The following is an 18,173-nucleotide window of genomic DNA, read 5'->3' on the forward strand; positions in this document are numbered from 1 at the left end:
AAAGAATGTCACTGATTAGTATGCATGGCGCCTGGCTTTCCTTCAGCGATGCGCCGCTGCTGGATAATGCCGAGCTGCATATCGAAGATAACGAACGCGTCTGCCTCGTCGGACGCAACGGCGCCGGTAAATCGACCCTGATGAAGATCCTCAACCGCGAGCAGGGGCTGGATGACGGGCGCATTATTTATGAACAGGATCTGATTGTGGCGCGTCTGCAGCAGGATCCGCCGCGTAATGTCGCCGGTACGGTGTACGATTTTGTCGCGGAAGGCATCGCCGAGCAGGCGGCCTACCTGAAGGCCTACCATGACGTATCACATCAGGTCATGACCGATCCGAGCGACAAAAATTTAAATGAACTGGCGCGCCTGCAGGAGCAGCTCGATAACCTGGGGCTGTGGCAGCTGGACAGCCGCATTAACGAAGTGATTGAGCAGCTTGGCCTTGACGCCAATGCGCAGCTGGCCTCCCTGTCCGGCGGCTGGCTGCGTAAAGCGGCGCTGGGCCGCGCGCTGGTCAGCGGGCCGCGCGTGCTGCTGCTCGATGAACCTACCAACCACCTGGATATCGAAACCATCGACTGGCTGGAAGGGTTCCTGAAAACCTTTAAAGGCACCATTATCTTTATTTCGCACGACCGCTCCTTTATCCGCAATATGGCGACGCGCATCGTCGACCTCGATCGCGGCAAGCTGGTGACCTACCCGGGCGATTACGATCAGTATCTGCTGGATAAAGAAGAAGCCCTGCGGGTTGAAGAACTGCAGAATGCGGAATTCGACCGCAAGCTCGCTCAGGAAGAGGTGTGGATCCGTCAGGGGATCAAAGCGCGCCGCACGCGTAACGAAGGCCGCGTTCGCGCCCTGAAGGCGATGCGTCGTGAGCGCGGCGAGCGCCGGGAAGTGATGGGCAGCGCCAGGATGCAGGTTGAAGAGGCTTCGCGCTCCGGCAAAATCGTTTTCGAAATGGAGAACGTCAACTATCAGGTTGATGGCAAAGTGCTGGTGAAAGATTTCTCCGCGCAGATCCAGCGCGGCGACAAGATTGCCCTGATTGGCCCCAACGGCTGTGGGAAAACCACGCTGCTGAAGCTGATGCTTGGCCAGCTGCAGGCCGACAGCGGGCGGATCCACGTTGGTACCAAACTGGAAGTTGCCTACTTCGACCAGCACCGCGCAGAGCTGGATCCGGACCGGACGGTGATGGATAACCTTGCGGAAGGTAAGCAGGAGGTGATGGTTAACGGTAAGCCGCGCCATGTGCTGGGCTATCTGCAGGACTTCCTGTTCCATCCGAAACGGGCGATGACTCCGGTGCGGGCGCTCTCTGGCGGGGAACGTAACCGCCTGCTGCTGGCGCGGCTGTTTTTGAAACCCAGCAACTTGTTGATTCTCGATGAACCGACAAACGACCTGGATGTCGAAACGCTGGAGCTGCTGGAAGAGCTGATCGATGGCTATCAGGGCACCGTGATGCTGGTGAGCCACGATCGTCAGTTCGTGGATAACACCGTAACCGAATGCTGGATCTTCGAAGGCGGCGGTCGCATCGGCCAGTATATCGGCGGCTATCACGACGCCCGCGGACAGCAGGCCCAGTCGTTGGCGCAGAAGCAGCCGGCAGCGAAAAAAACGTTGGAAGTCGCTCAGCCAAAAGCAGAAACTGTCAAACGCGGCGGGAACAAACTAAGCTATAACCTGCAGCGCGAGCTGGAACAGCTGCCGCAGAAGCTGGAAGCCCTCGAGGCCGAACTGCAGACGCTGCAGGAGCAGGTGGCCGATCCCGACTTCTTTGGACAACCGCACGATCGCACGCAGCAGGTGCTGGCAAAGCTGGCCGAAGCGGAACAGGCGCTGGAAGCGGCCTTTGAACGCTGGGAATATCTCGAAGGATTAAAGAACGGCGCCTGAGCCGAGGAGTTGTCATGTGCGATCATCATCATGCTGCGCGACATATTTTATGTCCCCAATGTGATTTGCTGGTGGCTTTGCCGCAGCTTGAGCATCGCCAGAAAGCCGCTTGTCCGCGCTGCGGTACAACATTAACCACCACGTGGGACGCGCCTCGCCAGCGTCCCACGGCGTATGCGCTGGTTGCGCTGTTTATGCTGCTGTTGGCCAACCTGTTTCCGTTCATCTATATGAAAGTGGGCGGGATCAGCAGCGAAATAGAGCTACTGGAAATTCCCAATGTGTTATTTACCGAGGATTACGCCAGCCTCGGCACTTTCTTTTTACTCTTTGTGCAGCTGGTACCGGCGTTTTGCCTGGTCACCATTCTGCTGCTGGTCAATCGGGTCAGAATGCCCGCCGGTCTCAAGGCGTTCCTTGCGCGTATTCTGTTCCACCTGAAAACCTGGGGCATGGCGGAGATCTTTCTTGCCGGCGTGCTGGTGAGCTTCGTCAAGCTGATGGCCTACGGCGATATCGGCATCGGTCTGAGTTTTGTGCCGTGGTGTATGTTTTGCCTGCTGCAGTTACGTACTTTTCAGTGCGTCGACCGCCGCTGGCTGTGGGATGATATCGCCCCCATGCCGGCCATTACCCAACCGCTGAAGGTCGGTGTGGCCGGTATCCGCCAGGGGCTGCGCTCCTGCGCGTGCTGCACGGCGGTGTTGCCGGCCGATCTGACGATCTGCCCGCGCTGTCACAGTAAAGGAACGGCGCGGCGTAAAAACAGCCTGCAGTGGACGCTGGCGCTGCTGGTGACCTCATTTATCCTTTATCTTCCTGCCAATATTATGCCGATCATGATCACCGATCTGTTGGGCGATAAAATGCCGTCGACCATTATGGCTGGGGTCGTTTTACTGTGGAGCGAAGGTTCTTATCCGGTGGCGCTGGTGATCTTTATCGCCAGTATTATGGTGCCGACGCTGAAAATGATCGCTATTGCCTGGCTGTGCTGGAACGCCAATGGCAACGGTGAGCGCGATTCGGAACGTATGCATCTGATCTATGAAGTGGTGGAATTTGTTGGCCGCTGGTCAATGATTGATGTTTTTGTCATCGCCGTACTCTCTGCGCTGGTGCGCATGGGAGGGTTGATGAATATCTATCCCGCTATCGGCGCGGTGATGTTTGCGCTGGTGGTGGTGATGACCATGTTTTCAGCCATGACGTTTGATCCCCGTTTACTGTGGGATCGTGAGCCAGATTCAAGCCATGAGGAAATACAACAACATGGAAAATAAGAGCGGAGAAGCGAAAGTGCAGAAGGTGAAGAACTGGTCACCGGTGTGGATCTTTCCTATCGTCACTGCGCTGATCGGGGCGTGGATCCTGTTCTATCATTACAGCCATCAGGGCCCTGAGGTCACGCTGATCACCACCAACGCGGAAGGGATTGAAGGGGGAAAAACCCGCATCAAGAGCCGCAGCGTGGACGTTGGGGTAGTGGAGAGCGCGACGCTGACCGACGATTTAACCCACGTGGAAATCAAAGCCCGCCTCAACTCAGGGATGCAGAAATTACTGCATAACGATTCCGTCTTTTGGGTGGTGAAACCGCAGGTAGGTCGCGAGGGGATCAGCGGTCTTGGGACATTGTTGTCCGGGGCCTATATTGAACTGCAGCCGGGGACGAAAGGTTCGGTGCCAGCGCAGTATCCGCTACTGGATTCTCCGCCGCTGGCCTCGCCGGATGCCAAGGGGATCCGTATTCTGCTGGAAAGCAGCAAGGCGGGGCAGCTGTCGCCGGGCGATCCGGTGCTGTTCCGCGGCTATCGCGTGGGGTCGGTGGAAACCAGCACCTTCGACACCCAGAAACGTCGTATCACTTATCAGTTGTTTATCAATGCGCCCAATGACCGCCTGGTGACCACCAATGTCCGCTTCTGGAAGGACAGCGGCATCGCTGTAGATTTGACTTCGGCGGGGATGCGCGTCGAGATGGGTTCGCTGTCGACGCTGTTTGGCGGCGGCGTGAGCTTCGATATTCCTGAAGGATTGGATCTCGGCGAGCCGGTGGCAAATAAAACGGAATACCATTTATTTGACGATCAGAAGAGCATCCAGGATTCGGTCTTTACCGAGCATATCGATTATGTCATGTTCTTCAAAGACTCGGTTCGCGGCCTGCAGCCGGGCGCGCCGGTGGAGTTCCGCGGCATCCGTCTGGGAACCGTCGGCAAAGTGCCGTTCTTCATTCCCGGTCTGAAGCAGCGTTTGAACGACGATTATCGCATTCCGGTGGAAGTGCGGGTGGAACCGCAACGTCTGATTAACCAGCTGGGCGGCGATCCGAATATTCGTGCCCACATTGACGATCTGATCAACCGCGGACTGCGCGGCTCGCTGAAAACCGGTAACCTGGTGACCGGCGCGCTGTATATCGATCTCGACTTCTATCCGAAGGCGCCGCCGCGCGGGAAAATTCAGGAGTTTAACGGCTATCCGATTATCCCGACCATCAGCGGTGGTCTGGCGCAGATCCAGCAGCGTCTGATGGATGCGCTGGATAAGATTAATAACCTGCCGCTCAATCCGTTACTGGAGCAGGCGACCAGCACCCTGGCGCAGAGCGAGAAGACCATGCAGCACGTGCAGACCACGCTGGATAGTCTGAATAAGATCACCTCCAGCCAGTCGATGCAGCAGTTACCTGCGGATATGCAGACGACGCTGCGCGAGCTGAACCGCAGCATGCAGGGCTTCCAGCCGGGCTCCGCGGCCTACAATAAGATGGTGGCCGATATGCAGCGTCTGGATCAGGTGCTGCGTGAATTGCAGCCGGTCCTGAAAACGCTCAATGATAAGAGCAATGCGCTGGTATTTGAGGCGAAGGATAAAAAAGACCCACAGCCGAAGGGAGCGAAATAATGAAAAAATGGTTACTGGCGGCAGCCGTATGCGTGCTGACGGCGTGCAGTAGCGGCGGCGAAAGCAAAACGTATTACCAGCTGCCGGTGGCGCAGGGCGGCGCACAGAGCGCCGCCAGCCAGGGGGCGCGTCTGCTGTGGGTTGAGCAGGTCAGCATCCCGGATTACCTGGCTGGTAACGGGGTGGTCTATCAGACCACCGACGTGCAGTATGTCATCGCCAATAATAATCTGTGGGCCAGCCCACTGGACCAGCAGCTGCGCACCACGCTGGTGGCGAACCTGAGCCAACAGCTGCCGGGCTGGGTGGTGTCATCCCAGCCGCTGGGTAGCGAGCAGGATACGCTCAACGTCGCGGTGAATGGCTTTCACGGACGCTACGACGGGCGGGTTATCGTCAGCGGTGAGTGGCTGCTGAAGCATCAGGGACAGCTGATCAAGCGCCCGTTCAACATCGTGCTTAAGCAGGATCAGGATGGTTATGACGCGATGGTCAAGACCCTGGCGCAGGCGTGGAGCCAGGAGGCGGCGGCCATTGCCAGCGAGCTTAAACGTCTGCCATAAGTAAAATTCATCACGCTGATCTGCCGTGCGGTTCGTCTGAGCCGCACGGCTTTTTTTTGTCAGGTCAGTTCGTTACCGGCCGGTGTGTCAGATGAACAAAAAATGAACTCTTATATAGGTCACAAATATGACAATGGCGTGAATTTTGCGCATTGACGTTGCCTTCATTTCGCGGTATTCGTAACCCGTGGCTGCATAATTTGCGACCACTGTTTTCTTTTCCACCAGATCAAAGAATGAGGGAAACGAGGCATGAAGAGACAAAAACGAGATCGCCTGGAACGGGCACATCAACGCGGATATCAGGCGGGTATCGCAGGAAGATCGAAAGAAATGTGTCCATACCAGAGCCTGAATCAACGCTCATGGTGGCTGGGAGGCTGGCGAGAAGCCATGGAGGACAGGGTACTAACGGCCTGACACTGTCTCTTTAAAAAAGAAGCCTCCGCATAGCGGGGGCTTCGCCTTTTAATCGCTGCTGAACGTTATCAGAAAGCGGAAGTATCCTGGAACAGACCCACTTTCAGATCGCTTGCGGTGTAGATCAGGCGATCGTCAACCAGCACTTCACCATCCGCAAGGCCCATAATCAGACGACGGTTAACGATGCGCTTGAAGTGGATGCGGTAGGTCACTTTTTTCGCGGTCGGCAGAACCTGACCCGTGAATTTCACTTCGCCAACGCCCAGCGCGCGGCCTTTGCCTTCGCCACCGAGCCAGCCGAGATAGAAACCCACCAGCTGCCACATGGCATCCAGGCCCAGGCAGCCCGGCATCACCGGATCGCCGATAAAGTGGCAACCGAAGAACCACAGGTCCGGGTTGATGTCGAGTTCGGCCTCAACATAACCTTTGTCGTAGTTACCACCGGTTTCGGTCATTTTGATGACGCGGTCCATCATCAGCATGTTTGGCGCCGGCAACTGCGGGCCTTTCGCGCCGAACAGTTCACCACGACCAGAGGCAAGAAGATCTTCTTTTGTATAGGATTCGCGTTTATCTACCATGTTTTCAGTAAGCCTTATTTTAAGTTCGGGACGCAGGATAGCTAACACGTGTAAGCTGAACAAGTCCGATCAGTTAGAACTTGTCCCACCTAACCAGCGTAGCGGCCACGGAAAACGATGGCGAGTCTCCTGCTGGGTCGCCTGCGCTATCCGCTCCTGAATGGTTTGTCGCAGCGTCTGTCCTTCACCGTCCCACATCAGCTGGGTCAACATCGGCAGCGCTTCGCTAATATCGTCTATTGCCCAGATAGCAAACTGGTTGTCGGCAACGGCCTGACGTAGCTCGTGGCTCAGGCTGAGATGACGAACGTTGGCGGCAGGGATAATCACTCCCTGTTTGCCGGTTAAACCGCGCTGCTGGCAGATAGTGAAGAAGCCTTCAATTTTCTCGTTCAGACCGCCGACCGGCTGCACACGACCAAACTGGTCGACAGAGCCGGTGATCGCGATGCTTTGATTAATCGGCACGTTGGCCAGAGCGCTGATTAAGGCGCAGAGTTCAGCCATGGAGGCGCTGTCGCCATCCACTTCACCGTAGGACTGCTCAAAGGTCAGCGAAGCGGAGAAGGGGAGTTGTTGCTCCAGCTCCAGCTCGGACATCAGAAAAGCCTGCATGATCATCATGCCTTTCGCATGAATGTTGCCGCCCAGCTCGGCTTTACGCTCGACGTCGATAAACTCGCCGTCGCCAATGTGCACGACGCAGCTGATGCGCGAAGGTTCGCCGAAGGCGCGTGGATGACCGGGGAATTCAATGACCGAGAGGGCGTTAATCTGCCCGACGCATTCGCCTTCGGTTTCAATCAGGATCTGTTCCTGCAGGATTTCATCCTGCATACGCTCCGCCAGGTAGCCCTCACGCCACTCACGGCGCGCCAGCATCGTCTGCATCGCTTCGCCGGTAATCTCTTCGCCTTCGCAGAAGGCGGCAGACTCACGCAGCTGGCGGGCTATCCATAGCGGGCTGAGCGGCAGGGTCTCCTGGTCGCCGGTGTAGCGCGTTCCTTCATCGATCAGCAGTGGCCAGGCATCGCTCGCCGGGCCCGGTAATTCCAGCTGCTGTGCATTCTGCCATACCCACTGGCACCAGGCCTTCAGCGTATCGGCGTCTGCAAACTGCAGGGTGTCTTCATACTCACTATAGATGGCCTGGGCAGAGAGCTCTGGCTCCATTTCCTGGAAATCGGCCAGAGATTCGCGTTCGCCCACCAGCATGACTTTCAGGCTCAGCGGCATGGAAGGGATGCTGACCGGCAGCGGCCGTGATTCATCGATGGAGAGCCAGTCAAAGCGTTGACGGGTCACCATATTTTTCAGGCGCACCCACAGTAGCGGTTGTGCCAGCAGTGTGCGTAGTGAAAGCACCAGCACGCCGCCGTTGGCCTGATGGACCAGGCCGGGCTGAAGTGTGATTTCACCGTTAAACTGGCGTACGCAGCCAAACAGCTGTTCCGCCTCCAGCCAATCGGCCGCCACGACCGGAGCGGTACTGGCAAAATTATCTTCAGCGCGTTGCGCCGGCGCGAGCGTCACGTGAGCGCCGTTAACCTCATAGCGGACTCCGTGAAGCGGTGCGGCAGGTTCGTGCAGCGTACGAGTTTCAGCCGCCAGCCATTGCAGATATTCCGGCTCCTCAGGGGCTTTCACCAGCATGAAGGAGGAGACTGCCGGGGTGCACAGCAGCTGCTCAAGCGCATAGAACAAACGCGGCTGCAGATCGCCCGAGAGGGAGGGGGCCGGATGAGAGAGTTCAGCTTGAGCAAACAGCGCCTGGTAAGGTTCCAGATCAGGCGCAAGGTCGGTTCGGGTCAGTTTCGTAATGGTCAAAGTCGCTGTTTTTTAGTTAGATGTAAAGCGCGCAATTATACCTGATGCCGCGTCAGAGCACACGGAGGATTATGAGTACCCCGATGATTACCCGGCCATCCACATCACGAATAATGATTTATATTCAGCACATCAGGAAAAAACTGATATCCTGAAATGAGTTACACGGTCACATTGAGATCGCAATGAAATATCAACAACTGGAAAATCTTGAAAGCGGCTGGAAATGGAAATATCTGGTAAAGAAGCATCGGGAAGGTGAGCTGATTACCCGCTACATTGAGGCCAGCGCTGCGCAAGCTGCGGTAGATGACTTGCTGACGCTCGAGAATGAACCTGTGCTGGTGCATGCCTGGATTGAGCAGCATATGAATCCGGCGCTGATGAACCGCATGAAGCAGACTATCCGCGCGCGACGGAAACGCCATTTTAACGCCGAGCATCAGCATACGCGTAAGAAGTCGATCGACCTTGAGTTTGTCGTCTGGCAGCGCCTTGCCGGTCTGGCGCAGCGGCGGGGGAAAACCTTGTCCGAAACCATTGTCCAGCTGATTGAGGATGCTGAGCATAAAGAGAAATATGCCAGTAAAATGTCGAGCCTGAAGCACGATCTGCAGGTACTGCTGGGTAAAGAATAACCGGCATGCCCGATCAGCGGTTGCTAAGGCGCAGGTCGCAGCGCACGGTCGACAATGCACAATCCATCGCTCACGGTCTTTAGCTATCAGCTATCAGCTATCAGCTATCAGCTATCAGCTATCAGCTATCAGCCTTCAGCCCTCAGCCGCTAAAGCGAGCGAGAAGGCATAAAAAAACCCGCCGAAGCGGGTTTTTTCATCAGTGATAACTTAAGCCGCAGGCTGAGTTACAACTTCTTTGTAGCCTTTAACTTCGATCTCTACACGACGATCCGGAGCCAGGCAGTCGATCAGGGCAGCGCGAGCTTTCACGTTGTCACAGGTGTTGCCAGTAACCGGATTGGATTTACCCATGCCGCGAGCGGAGATTTTGCCAGCCGGGATGCCTTTAGCAACCAGGTAGTCAACAACGGACTGAGCACGTTTCTCAGACAGCTGCTGGTTGTAAGCTTCGGAACCGATACGGTCGGTGAAGCCCATAACAACTGCGGAACCGTCTTTCGGATCCATGTTGCTCAGCTGGGTGTACAGCTGATCCAGAGCCTGCTGACCTTCCGGTTTCAGGGTCGCTTTGTTGAAGTTGAACAGTACGTCAGACTTCAGGGTGAAGTGCTTGGTAGCCACTTCCGGAGCCGGAGCCGGAGCCGGAGCTACAACCGGTGCAGCATCTTCCTGACCGAAACGGTAGGAAACACCCAGGCTCAGCATGCCGTTATCAGGACGGGTACCAACAGTGCCAGCGTCGCCGATGTTGTTAACCCACTGGTATTCCAGACGGGTAGCGATGTCACGAGTAACAGCCCACTCTACGCCGCCAGCAAATACTGGGGAAACGCCAGTGTCGTGTTCGCTACGGGAAACGCCGGTGGAAGCGTAGTTGCCTTTGGAGTCAGCGCGCCAAACCATGCCGCCCAGACGGGTGTAGATATCCAGATCGTCAGTGATCGGGTAACCCAGTTTAGCGGTCAGCTGAACGCCCTGAGCTTTGAAAGCACCGTTATCAACGCTGCCTTTATATGCCATACGGCCCAGCCAGTCATAACCCATTTCGAAACCGAGGTACGGGTTAACCTGGTAACCACCGAACGCACCAGCACCAAGCTGATCGTTACGGGTCGGACCATTGTTGTTCTGGAAACCGTTACCGTAGAAACCGGTATCGTGATACTGGGACCAACCCAGTTTACCACCTGCATACCAGGTGTTATCTTTCGGAGCGGCCTGCGCTACGGTAGCGAAGCCAGCCAGTGCCACTGCAATCGCGATAGCTGTCTTTTTCATTTTTTGCGCCTCATTATCATCCAAAATTCGCCATGAAGTTACAAAAGACCTCACGGTTAAATCCTTCACCGGGGGCGTGACTTGTTGTTAACTATGCTGATACATGCAGCGTAAGCCGATCACCCCTGGCGATGTAAAGTCTACAACTTAGTTCAAAACTTACAAGTGTGAACTCTGTCAGGCATATGAAAAAAAAGGGTTGTGTACACAATATTTAACAAATATGGTTGATTTTCGTACACGAAAAAAAGGCACAAATCCCCGTGTGGCAGGCATTCCGCGAAAAAGACCCTAAAAAACACAACGCCTTTACCACCGGTAAAAAAAATTCCAGGAATAATCCTAATTTCACTCAATGATACAAATTTGAGTGAATTTTTAGCCCGCTGAGTTGTCTGCCGAGCGTGCCCTGATTTCGGACCGGGCGCATGATGAACCCCATCGCGCAGCCTTCCTGGGCGGCATTGACCAGACGCTCATGTTCGTCAGCGGTTAACTCCTCCGCCAGCCAGCAGATAACCACACTATAATTACCGGTGCGCAGGGCGCGGATCATAGAGTCTACGGTATGGCAAGGAGAGAGCTGGCTAATTTGCATGACTTTAGACAGCGGCAGACCGGCAGACTGAACCCACTCGCGGCTAAGCTTTTGTTGCGGCGTAAGCCACAGCTGCCAGCGAGACTGTTGACCCAGCTGCTGTAATAAAGGTAGCAACAACAACTGTGTCATCATGGGTTGATCTTCACGATAGACAATTTCACTGATCAGCCCATTGGCGGCCTGTTCGCCAGAACGATGAGCGTAGTGGCCTGCCGGAGCAGAAGCCTGTGCTGAACGGTTTGCGTGAGCTGAAGTAAACATAGTCTATCCCGCCTGTAGTTACTGTATGCATATACAGTATATCCACCAGGGGAAAAGATCAACCGCAATTTGTCATTTTGCTGATGGAAATTTAATCACTTTCAGCCACCCTGACTATCCGGCTTTGCGGCTGACCTCAACACTATCCTTAACGCCGGCTAATCCTTTCTCTCCTGTCTTCCAGTTGCAGCAACAGCTGCAATTTTCTGAAAGCGTCTCGCAAAACCGCACTCTGGTGGAAAAGCAGGCAAAAATCATCTTGCTGCTGTCAGGGAAGTCCCTTATGTTTTCTCTTAGCGGATCCGTTAACAACTTAAGTTTAATTACATGATTCACAAAGGAATGATCATGAAAAAACTTGTATGTCCGCGGCTCCCGCAATTTCAGGCCTGCGTCTCACCGCTGGGTCAACTTCACTCTCGCCCCCTGTTTGGCGGCTACAGCCTGGCTATCGAAGATACCGTGTTTGCGATGGTGGCAGAGGGAAATATTTATCTGAAAGCCTGCGAGCAGAGCGCTGCCTATCGGGTAGAACACCATAATCCTTTATTGATGCTGCGCCGACATGGGCGCATCGTGCCGCTGAAGTATTATCAAATTGACGATGCCTTGTGGCGCGATGAGAAACAGCTTTTCCGCTTATCGCTGATGTCGTGGCAGAGCGCCCAGCGTGAAAAATGTCGCCGCCGGTCGTCGGGACGCCTGAAGGATTTACCTAATATCAGCTTTCATATGGAATTGCAGCTGATTCACTCGGGCATACCAGATGTGTTAGCGCTACGGGAGGTGGGCGCCCGCCAGGCCTGGCTAAAGCTGCGTGAGAACAATGCTTCCCTATCACACAACGTCTTGCTGGCGCTGGAGGGGGCTATCGTTGGCGTCCATGCCGCCGCGCTCCCGACGCCACGGCGTCAGGAGCTTCTGGAATGGGCGGCTGCCCGCTAGTGGACAACGGTTATTCCGTTTGAGCGTGTACCCGCTGCTGCAGGCGGCAGATTTCAGGCAACAGCGCCAGCAGCAGGCCAATCTGTTGTAACACAAGGGGCTCTTTACTGTCCGCGCGCGGCTCCAGATGGTGGATCCGGTCTTGCAGGCTGGCCAACGCCTTCTGCACTCGCTGTTCATCCGCTGGGGTATGATGTAAGGCGTCATCCACATAGCAGACCGCATCATCCAGCAGGGCGAGGATGTCCGGCGTGGACAGTTTTTCCCGATGCGCGCCGAGGGCGGAGATGTAGCTGGTGAAGGTATGATTGAGACACAGCAGGCGAAAGGCGGTCTCGCGCTGTGCGGCATCCGCCCGTGGTTCCGTCGACAAGTTCGAGACGACGGAAGCCAGCTCAGCATCGCGGTTGTAGGCGTCACGGCGTGCGACACGGTAGGCCAGCCGGTTGTCGCGGCCCTGGTGGTACTGCTCCAGGATGGCATCCAGATAACGGCAGTTCGCGTTCATCGCGCGATCCAACACCCGTGGCAGGTTGCGGAATTTCCAGTCCGGCCAGATGAAGCTCACTGCCGCCCAGGCGATGGCGCAGCCGATCAGCGTATCAATGATGCGCGGCAGGGCGACTTCAAAACCTTCGCCAAGCAGGTTAAAGCACAGCAGCACCAGCAGCGTAATAAACATCGTGGCATGGGCGTACTGCACGTTACGGAAGGCAAAAAACAGCACGCCGGTGAGAACGATCAGCAGCAGCTGTCCTTCAACCGACGGTACCAGCAGGAGGACCGGCAGGCCGATCGCCACCCCGACCAGGGTGCCGATGATCCGCAACGCCAGGCGATGGCGGGTGGCGTTATAGTTCGGCTGACAGACGAACAAGCTGGTCAGCAGGATCCAGTAGCCATGCTGAAGCCCGGTAAACTGGATAAAAGCGTAGCCGGCGCAAAGCACCAGCGACATACGCACCGCGTGGCGAAAGAGGGCTGACTCTGGCGACATATTGCGCTGCAGGCGCAGCCAGATATCGTTCAGCCCGCCGAGCCTGTCGTCGGCCAGCAGCGTCTCGGTATTACTCCCGGCGGGCGCGGTGGTTTGCACCGATTCAATCGTGGCCAGCTGCGCATCAATGGCGCGCAGGTTATTGAGTAAATAGCCGAGGGCGTTAAGCTGCTCGTCGGATGCGCCGCCGGCGCGCACGCGCTCGAGTGCTGCATCGAGATGCATAAACGCCCGTTCGAAATGGGCATCATGCTGATAGGGTTCGCGCAGCAGAATCGCCCGCGAGAGTTTCTGACAGGCCTGCGCCTGCATCGACAGCATGCGCTGGAAACGGAACATCACATCGCTGTAGCGGAATTGATCGCGCAGGGTCTGATATTGGATATGCGATGAGCTGGCGCGTTCATGAATATCCTGGGCCACAAAGTAATACTGCAGCGTGCGACGAGTACCGCGCTGCCCACGGTCGCCTCGTAGACGGGTCAACAGTGAAACCTTAGTTTGGTTAAGGGTCGCCACCAGCTGGCCGTTGGCGAGCGCCAGATCGTACAGCGGCGCCTGGCTCTCATCCTCAAGGTCTGGATCAAACAGCCGTGATTTGAGCTCCAGATAGCGGGCCAGTTGCTCATAGCTACGCGCCAGGTTGTCCTGCAGTGGACGAATCGGAAAGATCAGGTGGCCGGACAGCGTCAGCAGGTTGTACCACACGGCACCCGCCAGCAGGAACAACGGCTGCAGATACCAGTGATCGTACAGCGTAACGCCAAGCATGGTGTAGATGGCGATAAGCAGGGCGCCGAAGGCAATGGTCGCATAGCGCTGGCCGAGGCCGCCGAGCAAAATAAAGCCGATGGTAGACACGGTCAGACCAAGGGCAAACAGCGGCGGCCACGGAAACAGCAGCTCCACAGAGGCGGAGGCGATGAAAAAGCAAACCAGAGTAATGGCGAGGTTGCGCAGACGGCCCGCCAGACGGTCGTCAAGGTCGGTCAGCGCCGCGGCCACGACGCCGAGGGTGAGGGGGATGGTCAGTTTGACTTCGCCGATCCACCAGGGAAACAGCGTCGTGCCGCAGAGCGCGATAAAAATGCGTACGTTATAAAGCCAGGCGCTGTTCCAGGTGTAGCGGCGTAGCAGGGGGCTAATCATGTCCGTGTTCCGTTCGGTTACTGAAAGCGACGACGCGCATTGGCTTCACGCGCGGCGCGCGCGGTTTCCACAGAGACGACCCGGCGCCCCACTGGCCAGAGGGCGATGGCGGCGATTTTAAAATTAGCGATCCCCACCGGGATGCCTATGATAGTCAGGCACTGGGCGATGCCGCTGAAAATATGCATCAGGCACAACCACCAGCCGAAAAAAATAAACCACAAAATGTTCAGGATGGTGCCGCCGGCGTTCAGCAGACTGTTTTGTCGACCAGGCTCGAGCTCATCAACATGAATCGCCTCGTTACCGTAGGGGAATAACGAAAGGCGAGTGATTTCCCAGCAGGAACGAGTCAGCGGCAGCGTGACGATCAGCATAATACTGACCAGGGTGGCGAGCAGCCAGCCTAAAGTGGTGGCGAAACCGCCAAGAATAAAGTTCAGAATATTCAGAATGGTACGCATAAACCCTCGGTTTTGCCCTGTGGATAAGAAGACCTGACAATTGTAACGTTTTTTTGCGCTGGAGCACCTGGTCCGGGGCGGTTAAACTGAAAAACAATCCACCCTGATTGAAAATCGACATTATATGGAACTTAAAGCGACAACATTGGGCAAACGCATGGCTCAGCATCCTTATGACAGGGTGCAGTTACTGAACGCCGGGGTAAAGGTTTCCGGCGATCGTCATGAGTATCTTATCCCTTTCAATCAGTTATTGTCAGTGCATTGTAAGCGCGGTCTGGTCTGGGGCGAACTGGAGTTTGTGCTGCCGGACGATAAAGTCGTGCGTTTGCACGGTACCGAATGGAGCGAAACGCAGCGCTTTTATCACCATTTACATACGCTCTGGCAGCAGTGGAGCACGGAAATGAGCGATATCGCCGCCGGGGTGCTGAAGCAGCAGCTGGCAGCCATCGAACGCACCCGGGCAGAAGGTAAGTGGCTGACGCGTCGGCAGGTAGCGGACGTTCAGGATAATATTCGCCATGCGTTAACCGGGCTGCCGATGCCCACCAGCCGGCTTGACGCCTTTGATAACTGCCGGGAACTGTGGCAGGAGTGTCAGCGCTGGTTAGGGGATATTGAAGCGGCGCGTCAGGCCCATAACCAGGCCTTTACCGAGGCGATGCTGGAGCAGTATCGCGGCTTTTTTGACGGCGTGGAATCCTCCCCGCTCAACCCGTCGCAGGCGCGGGCGGTGGTGAACGGCGAGCGCTCCCTGCTGGTGCTGGCGGGAGCGGGCAGTGGTAAAACTTCGGTGCTGGTGGCGCGAGCGGGCTGGCTGCTGGCGCGGGGAGAAGCGACGGCAGAGCAAATTCTGCTGCTGGCGTTTGGCCGCCAGGCGGCGCAGGAGATGGATGAGCGGATCCGCGAGCGTCTGGCTTCAGACGATATTACCGCCCGCACCTTCCACTCGCTGGCGCTGCATATTATCCAGCAGGGCAGCAAAAAAGTGCCCACCATCAGTAAGCTGGAAAGCGATACTGCGGCCCGTCACGCATTGCTGCTGAAAAGCTGGCAAAAGCAGTGCCATGAGAAAAAAGCGCAGGCGAAAGGCTGGCGTCTGTGGCTGGAAGAGGAGATGGGCTGGCAACTGCCGGAGGGGGACTTCTGGCAGGATAAAAAAGTGCAGCGGCGGATGGCCAGCCGGCTTGACCGCTGGATCAGCCTGATGCGCATGCACGGCGGCTCCCAGGCGGAGATGATCGCCGGCGCGCCGGAAACGGTACGCGATCTGTTCAGTAAACGGGTGAAGCTGATGTCACCGCTACTGAAAGAGTGGAAGGCGGCGCTGAAGGCGGAGAATGCGGTCGATTTTTCCGGCCTGATCCATCAGGCGGTCAATATTCTCGATAAAGGCCGCTTTGTCAGCCCGTGGAAACACATCCTGGTGGATGAATTTCAGGATATTTCGCCGCAGCGAGCCTCGCTGCTGGCCGCGCTACGCCGGCAAAATAGCCAAACTTCGCTCTTTGCCGTTGGCGATGACTGGCAGGCGATTTATCGGTTCAGCGGGGCGCAGCTCTCCCTGACCACCGCGTTCAACCATTACTTTGGCGAAGGGGACTGCTGTGCGCTGGATACCACCTATCGTTTTAACGGGCGTATCGGCGAAATAGCCAATGGTTTTATCCAGCAGAATCCGCATCAGTTAAGCAAACCGCTGAACAGCCTGACCGCGGGAGATAAAAAGGCCGTCACGCTGTTAGCCGACGATAAGCTGGACGATCTTCTGGATAAATTGAGCGGTTACGTTAAGCCCGAGCAGCGGATCCTGCTGCTTGCCCGCTATCACCATCTTAAGCCCGAGGCACTTGATAAAGCGGCGACGCGCTGGCCGCACCTGCAGCTTGATTTTATGACCATTCATGCCAGCAAAGGTCAGCAGGCCGACTATGTCATTGTGCTGGGACTGCAGGAGGGCGTGGATGCGTTTCCGGCCCCGGCGCGCGAGTCGATCATCGAGGAGGCGCTCCTGCCGCAGCCGGAAGATTTTCCGGATGCGGAGGAGCGTCGACTGCTGTACGTGGCCATAACCCGCGCCCGTCACCGGGTGTGGCTGTTATTTAACAAGGCGCAACCGTCGCCGTTTGTTGAGATCCTGCAGGCGCTGGATGTGCCTGTGGCCAGGAAGCCGTAATCGCGGCTCGATTATTTCAGGCGCTCGGCAAGATAGCGTGGATAATCCGGGATCAGAATATCGAGCGGTTGAGCGAAGTGCGGCGACTGGATAATAAAGTCAGCGGTGGAGACGTTAGTGGCGACCGGAATGTTCCAGACCGTAGCCAGGCGCAGCAAGGCTTTGACATCCGGGTCGTGAGGAACCGCGTTCAGCGGATCCCAGAAGAAGATCAGTACGTCGATTTTGCCTTCTGAAATGAGGGCGCCCACCTGCTGGTCGCCGCCCATCGGGCCGCTCAGCATGGCATTGACCTCCAGCCCGGTAGCCCGGGAGACCAGGTTGCCGGTAGTGCCGGTGGCGTACAAAACATGTTGCGCCAGCAGCGCCTGATGGCGAGCAACCCATTTCATCAGCATATCTTTGCAGTGATCGTGAGCCACCAGCGCGATATGTTTTTGCGCGGGCAGGGTACGTGTTGTCAGTTCCATATTTTCATTCCACATTTTGACCTGTTGACAGATTACTGAATGTGGCTGTCGCTGCAAGCATCGCGGATGAAAATTTTGCTGGATCTGTGGGTTAGCCTGGATGGCCCCCTGCTGCGGATTAGCATACACTTAGGTGAAATAGCAGGAGGAAACCATGAAAGAGAATGATATTGCTGACATCCTGACCTCGACACGGACGATTGCGCTGGTCGGAGCCAGCGACAAACCTGACCGTCCGAGCTACCGGGTCATGAAGTATCTGCTGGATCAGGGGTATCACGTTATCCCGGTTTCGCCGAAGGTGGCGGGCAAGACGCTGCTGGGGCAGCAGGGATATGGAACGCTTGCCGATGTTCCGGAAAAGGTCGACATGGTTGATGTCTTCCGTAATTCAGAAGCGGCATGGGGCGTGGCGCAGGAGGCGATTGCTATCGGCGCGAAAACGCTGTGGCTGCAGCTGGGGGTGATCAATGAGCAGGCCGCAGTGCTGGCCAGAGAAGCCGGGTTAAACGTGGTGATGGATCGCTGCCCGGCCATAGAGCTGCCGAGACTGGGATTAGCAAAATAACAAAAAACCCCGCCAGGCGGGGTTTTGTTTAGTTGCGAAGGCGCGGAGCCTGCAGCTGCTGGCGAATCGTTTTGGCCAGCTCGTCGAGGGACGGCTGCTCCGGGTGTTCGTCGCGGAGTTCGCTGCTCAGTTGCGCTTCAGCCAGATAGGTGTGGATCGGCTGACCGTCATCATCTTCCATCACTACATGGTACCAGGGCGCCGCACGCAGTTCGTCATTAGCGGCAATTTCATCCTCTTCCGGCTCCGCGAGCGAGTACTCGGGATCGACATCGACGATGACGCCCAGGTAGCCCAAGAGCGTATGGCGGACCTGTTGGCCGATACCGAATTTGCTGGCTATCATAGGCACCTCCTGGGAAACATGAATACTCCCTATATGAGGCTCATGTTTCGTTTT

18 protein-coding genes are annotated in these 18,173 nt (G+C 56.3%); 10 read left to right on the plus strand and 8 right to left on the minus strand.

The window, feature by feature from the left end; genetic code table 11:
- Nucleotides 1-5 precede the first annotated feature (5 nt).
- From KHQ24_RS05575 to rmf, 5 genes are all read left to right on the plus strand, one after another.
- Nucleotides 6-1,913, plus strand: coding sequence for an ABC transporter ATP-binding protein (locus KHQ24_RS05575; RefSeq protein ID WP_004201421.1), 1,908 nt, complete (start codon nucleotides 6-8; stop codon nucleotides 1,911-1,913).
- A 14-nt stretch (nucleotides 1,914-1,927) separates the two neighbouring features.
- Nucleotides 1,928-3,196 carry a membrane integrity-associated transporter subunit PqiA gene (pqiA, locus tag KHQ24_RS05580; protein ID WP_004201422.1) on the plus strand — a complete coding sequence of 423 codons (1,269 nt, stop codon included), beginning with the start codon at nucleotides 1,928-1,930 and terminating at the stop codon, nucleotides 3,194-3,196.
- Nucleotides 3,186-4,823: an intermembrane transport protein PqiB gene (gene pqiB / locus KHQ24_RS05585; RefSeq protein WP_004201423.1), complete on the plus strand. Its 1,638-nt coding sequence runs from the start codon at nucleotides 3,186-3,188 to the stop codon at nucleotides 4,821-4,823. Before pqiA ends, pqiB begins: the two co-directional genes overlap by 11 nt.
- The gene (pqiC, locus tag KHQ24_RS05590; protein ID WP_211777154.1) at nucleotides 4,823-5,386 is read left to right on the plus strand and encodes a membrane integrity-associated transporter subunit PqiC; all 564 of its coding nucleotides are present in this window, start codon (nucleotides 4,823-4,825) and stop codon (nucleotides 5,384-5,386) included. Before pqiB ends, pqiC begins: the two co-directional genes overlap by 1 nt.
- Nucleotides 5,387-5,638: 252 nt before the next feature.
- Nucleotides 5,639-5,806, plus strand: a complete 168-nt coding sequence (gene rmf / locus KHQ24_RS05595; RefSeq protein WP_002898396.1) for a ribosome modulation factor — start codon at nucleotides 5,639-5,641, stop codon at nucleotides 5,804-5,806.
- 68 nt (nucleotides 5,807-5,874) lie between these two features.
- On the opposite strand, the gene fabA is transcribed toward rmf, so the two are convergent.
- Nucleotides 5,875-6,393 (minus strand): bifunctional 3-hydroxydecanoyl-ACP dehydratase/trans-2-decenoyl-ACP isomerase, encoded by a 519-nt coding sequence (fabA, locus tag KHQ24_RS05600; RefSeq protein ID WP_004201428.1) that lies wholly within the window; start codon nucleotides 6,391-6,393, stop codon nucleotides 5,875-5,877.
- A 69-nt stretch (nucleotides 6,394-6,462) separates the two neighbouring features.
- Nucleotides 6,463-8,220: an AAA family ATPase gene (locus tag KHQ24_RS05605; RefSeq protein ID WP_211777155.1), complete on the minus strand. Its 1,758-nt coding sequence runs from the start codon at nucleotides 8,218-8,220 to the stop codon at nucleotides 6,463-6,465.
- A 185-nt stretch (nucleotides 8,221-8,405) separates the two neighbouring features.
- Between KHQ24_RS05605 and matP the strand changes: the two genes are divergently transcribed.
- Nucleotides 8,406-8,858, plus strand: coding sequence for a macrodomain Ter protein MatP (gene matP / locus KHQ24_RS05610; protein WP_002898404.1), 453 nt, complete (start codon nucleotides 8,406-8,408; stop codon nucleotides 8,856-8,858).
- A 210-nt stretch (nucleotides 8,859-9,068) separates the two neighbouring features.
- Here the strand turns inward: matP and ompA are convergent, their stop codons facing one another.
- Together ompA and sulA are read right to left on the minus strand one after the other, a co-directional pair.
- Nucleotides 9,069-10,139, minus strand: a complete 1,071-nt coding sequence (ompA, locus tag KHQ24_RS05615; protein ID WP_004201430.1) for a porin OmpA — start codon at nucleotides 10,137-10,139, stop codon at nucleotides 9,069-9,071.
- A 352-nt stretch (nucleotides 10,140-10,491) separates the two neighbouring features.
- Nucleotides 10,492-11,001 (minus strand): SOS-induced cell division inhibitor SulA, encoded by a 510-nt coding sequence (gene sulA, locus KHQ24_RS05620; protein WP_017899460.1) that lies wholly within the window; start codon nucleotides 10,999-11,001, stop codon nucleotides 10,492-10,494.
- Between the two features lie 25 nt (nucleotides 11,002-11,026).
- Between sulA and KHQ24_RS05625 the strand changes: the two genes are divergently transcribed.
- Nucleotides 11,027-11,332: a hypothetical protein gene (locus tag KHQ24_RS05625; protein ID WP_153650437.1), complete on the plus strand. Its 306-nt coding sequence runs from the start codon at nucleotides 11,027-11,029 to the stop codon at nucleotides 11,330-11,332.
- A gap of 17 nt (nucleotides 11,333-11,349) precedes the next feature.
- Nucleotides 11,350-11,946, plus strand: coding sequence for a TfoX/Sxy family DNA transformation protein (locus tag KHQ24_RS05630; protein WP_004201433.1), 597 nt, complete (start codon nucleotides 11,350-11,352; stop codon nucleotides 11,944-11,946).
- Nucleotides 11,947-11,956: 10 nt separating this feature from the next.
- Here the strand turns inward: KHQ24_RS05630 and yccS are convergent, their stop codons facing one another.
- Both yccS and KHQ24_RS05640 read right to left on the minus strand, forming a co-directional pair.
- A complete protein-coding gene (gene yccS / locus KHQ24_RS05635; protein ID WP_004201435.1) occupies nucleotides 11,957-14,092 on the minus strand; it encodes a YccS family putative transporter in 2,136 nt (711 codons plus the stop codon).
- A gap of 17 nt (nucleotides 14,093-14,109) precedes the next feature.
- A complete protein-coding gene (locus KHQ24_RS05640; RefSeq protein ID WP_004201437.1) occupies nucleotides 14,110-14,556 on the minus strand; it encodes a YccF domain-containing protein in 447 nt (148 codons plus the stop codon).
- A gap of 124 nt (nucleotides 14,557-14,680) precedes the next feature.
- Here KHQ24_RS05640 and helD point away from each other — a divergent pair, with 124 nt between their 5' ends.
- Nucleotides 14,681-16,735, plus strand: a complete 2,055-nt coding sequence (helD, locus tag KHQ24_RS05645) for a DNA helicase IV (protein ID WP_155009364.1) — start codon at nucleotides 14,681-14,683, stop codon at nucleotides 16,733-16,735.
- A gap of 11 nt (nucleotides 16,736-16,746) precedes the next feature.
- Here the strand turns inward: helD and mgsA are convergent, their stop codons facing one another.
- Nucleotides 16,747-17,205, minus strand: coding sequence for a methylglyoxal synthase (gene mgsA, locus KHQ24_RS05650; RefSeq protein WP_004201439.1), 459 nt, complete (start codon nucleotides 17,203-17,205; stop codon nucleotides 16,747-16,749).
- A 154-nt stretch (nucleotides 17,206-17,359) separates the two neighbouring features.
- Here mgsA and KHQ24_RS05655 point away from each other — a divergent pair, with 154 nt between their 5' ends.
- On the plus strand, nucleotides 17,360-17,773 hold the full coding sequence (locus KHQ24_RS05655; protein WP_004201441.1) for a CoA-binding protein: 414 nt from the start codon (nucleotides 17,360-17,362) through the stop codon (nucleotides 17,771-17,773).
- Nucleotides 17,774-17,801: 28 nt separating this feature from the next.
- On the opposite strand, the gene hspQ is transcribed toward KHQ24_RS05655, so the two are convergent.
- Nucleotides 17,802-18,119: a heat shock protein HspQ gene (gene hspQ / locus KHQ24_RS05660; RefSeq protein WP_017899464.1), complete on the minus strand. Its 318-nt coding sequence runs from the start codon at nucleotides 18,117-18,119 to the stop codon at nucleotides 17,802-17,804.
- Between the last annotated feature and the right edge of the window lie 54 nt (nucleotides 18,120-18,173).

The organism is Klebsiella sp. 54, from assembly GCF_018223875.1.
Taxonomy (GTDB): Bacteria; Pseudomonadota; Gammaproteobacteria; order Enterobacterales; family Enterobacteriaceae; genus Klebsiella; species Klebsiella quasipneumoniae.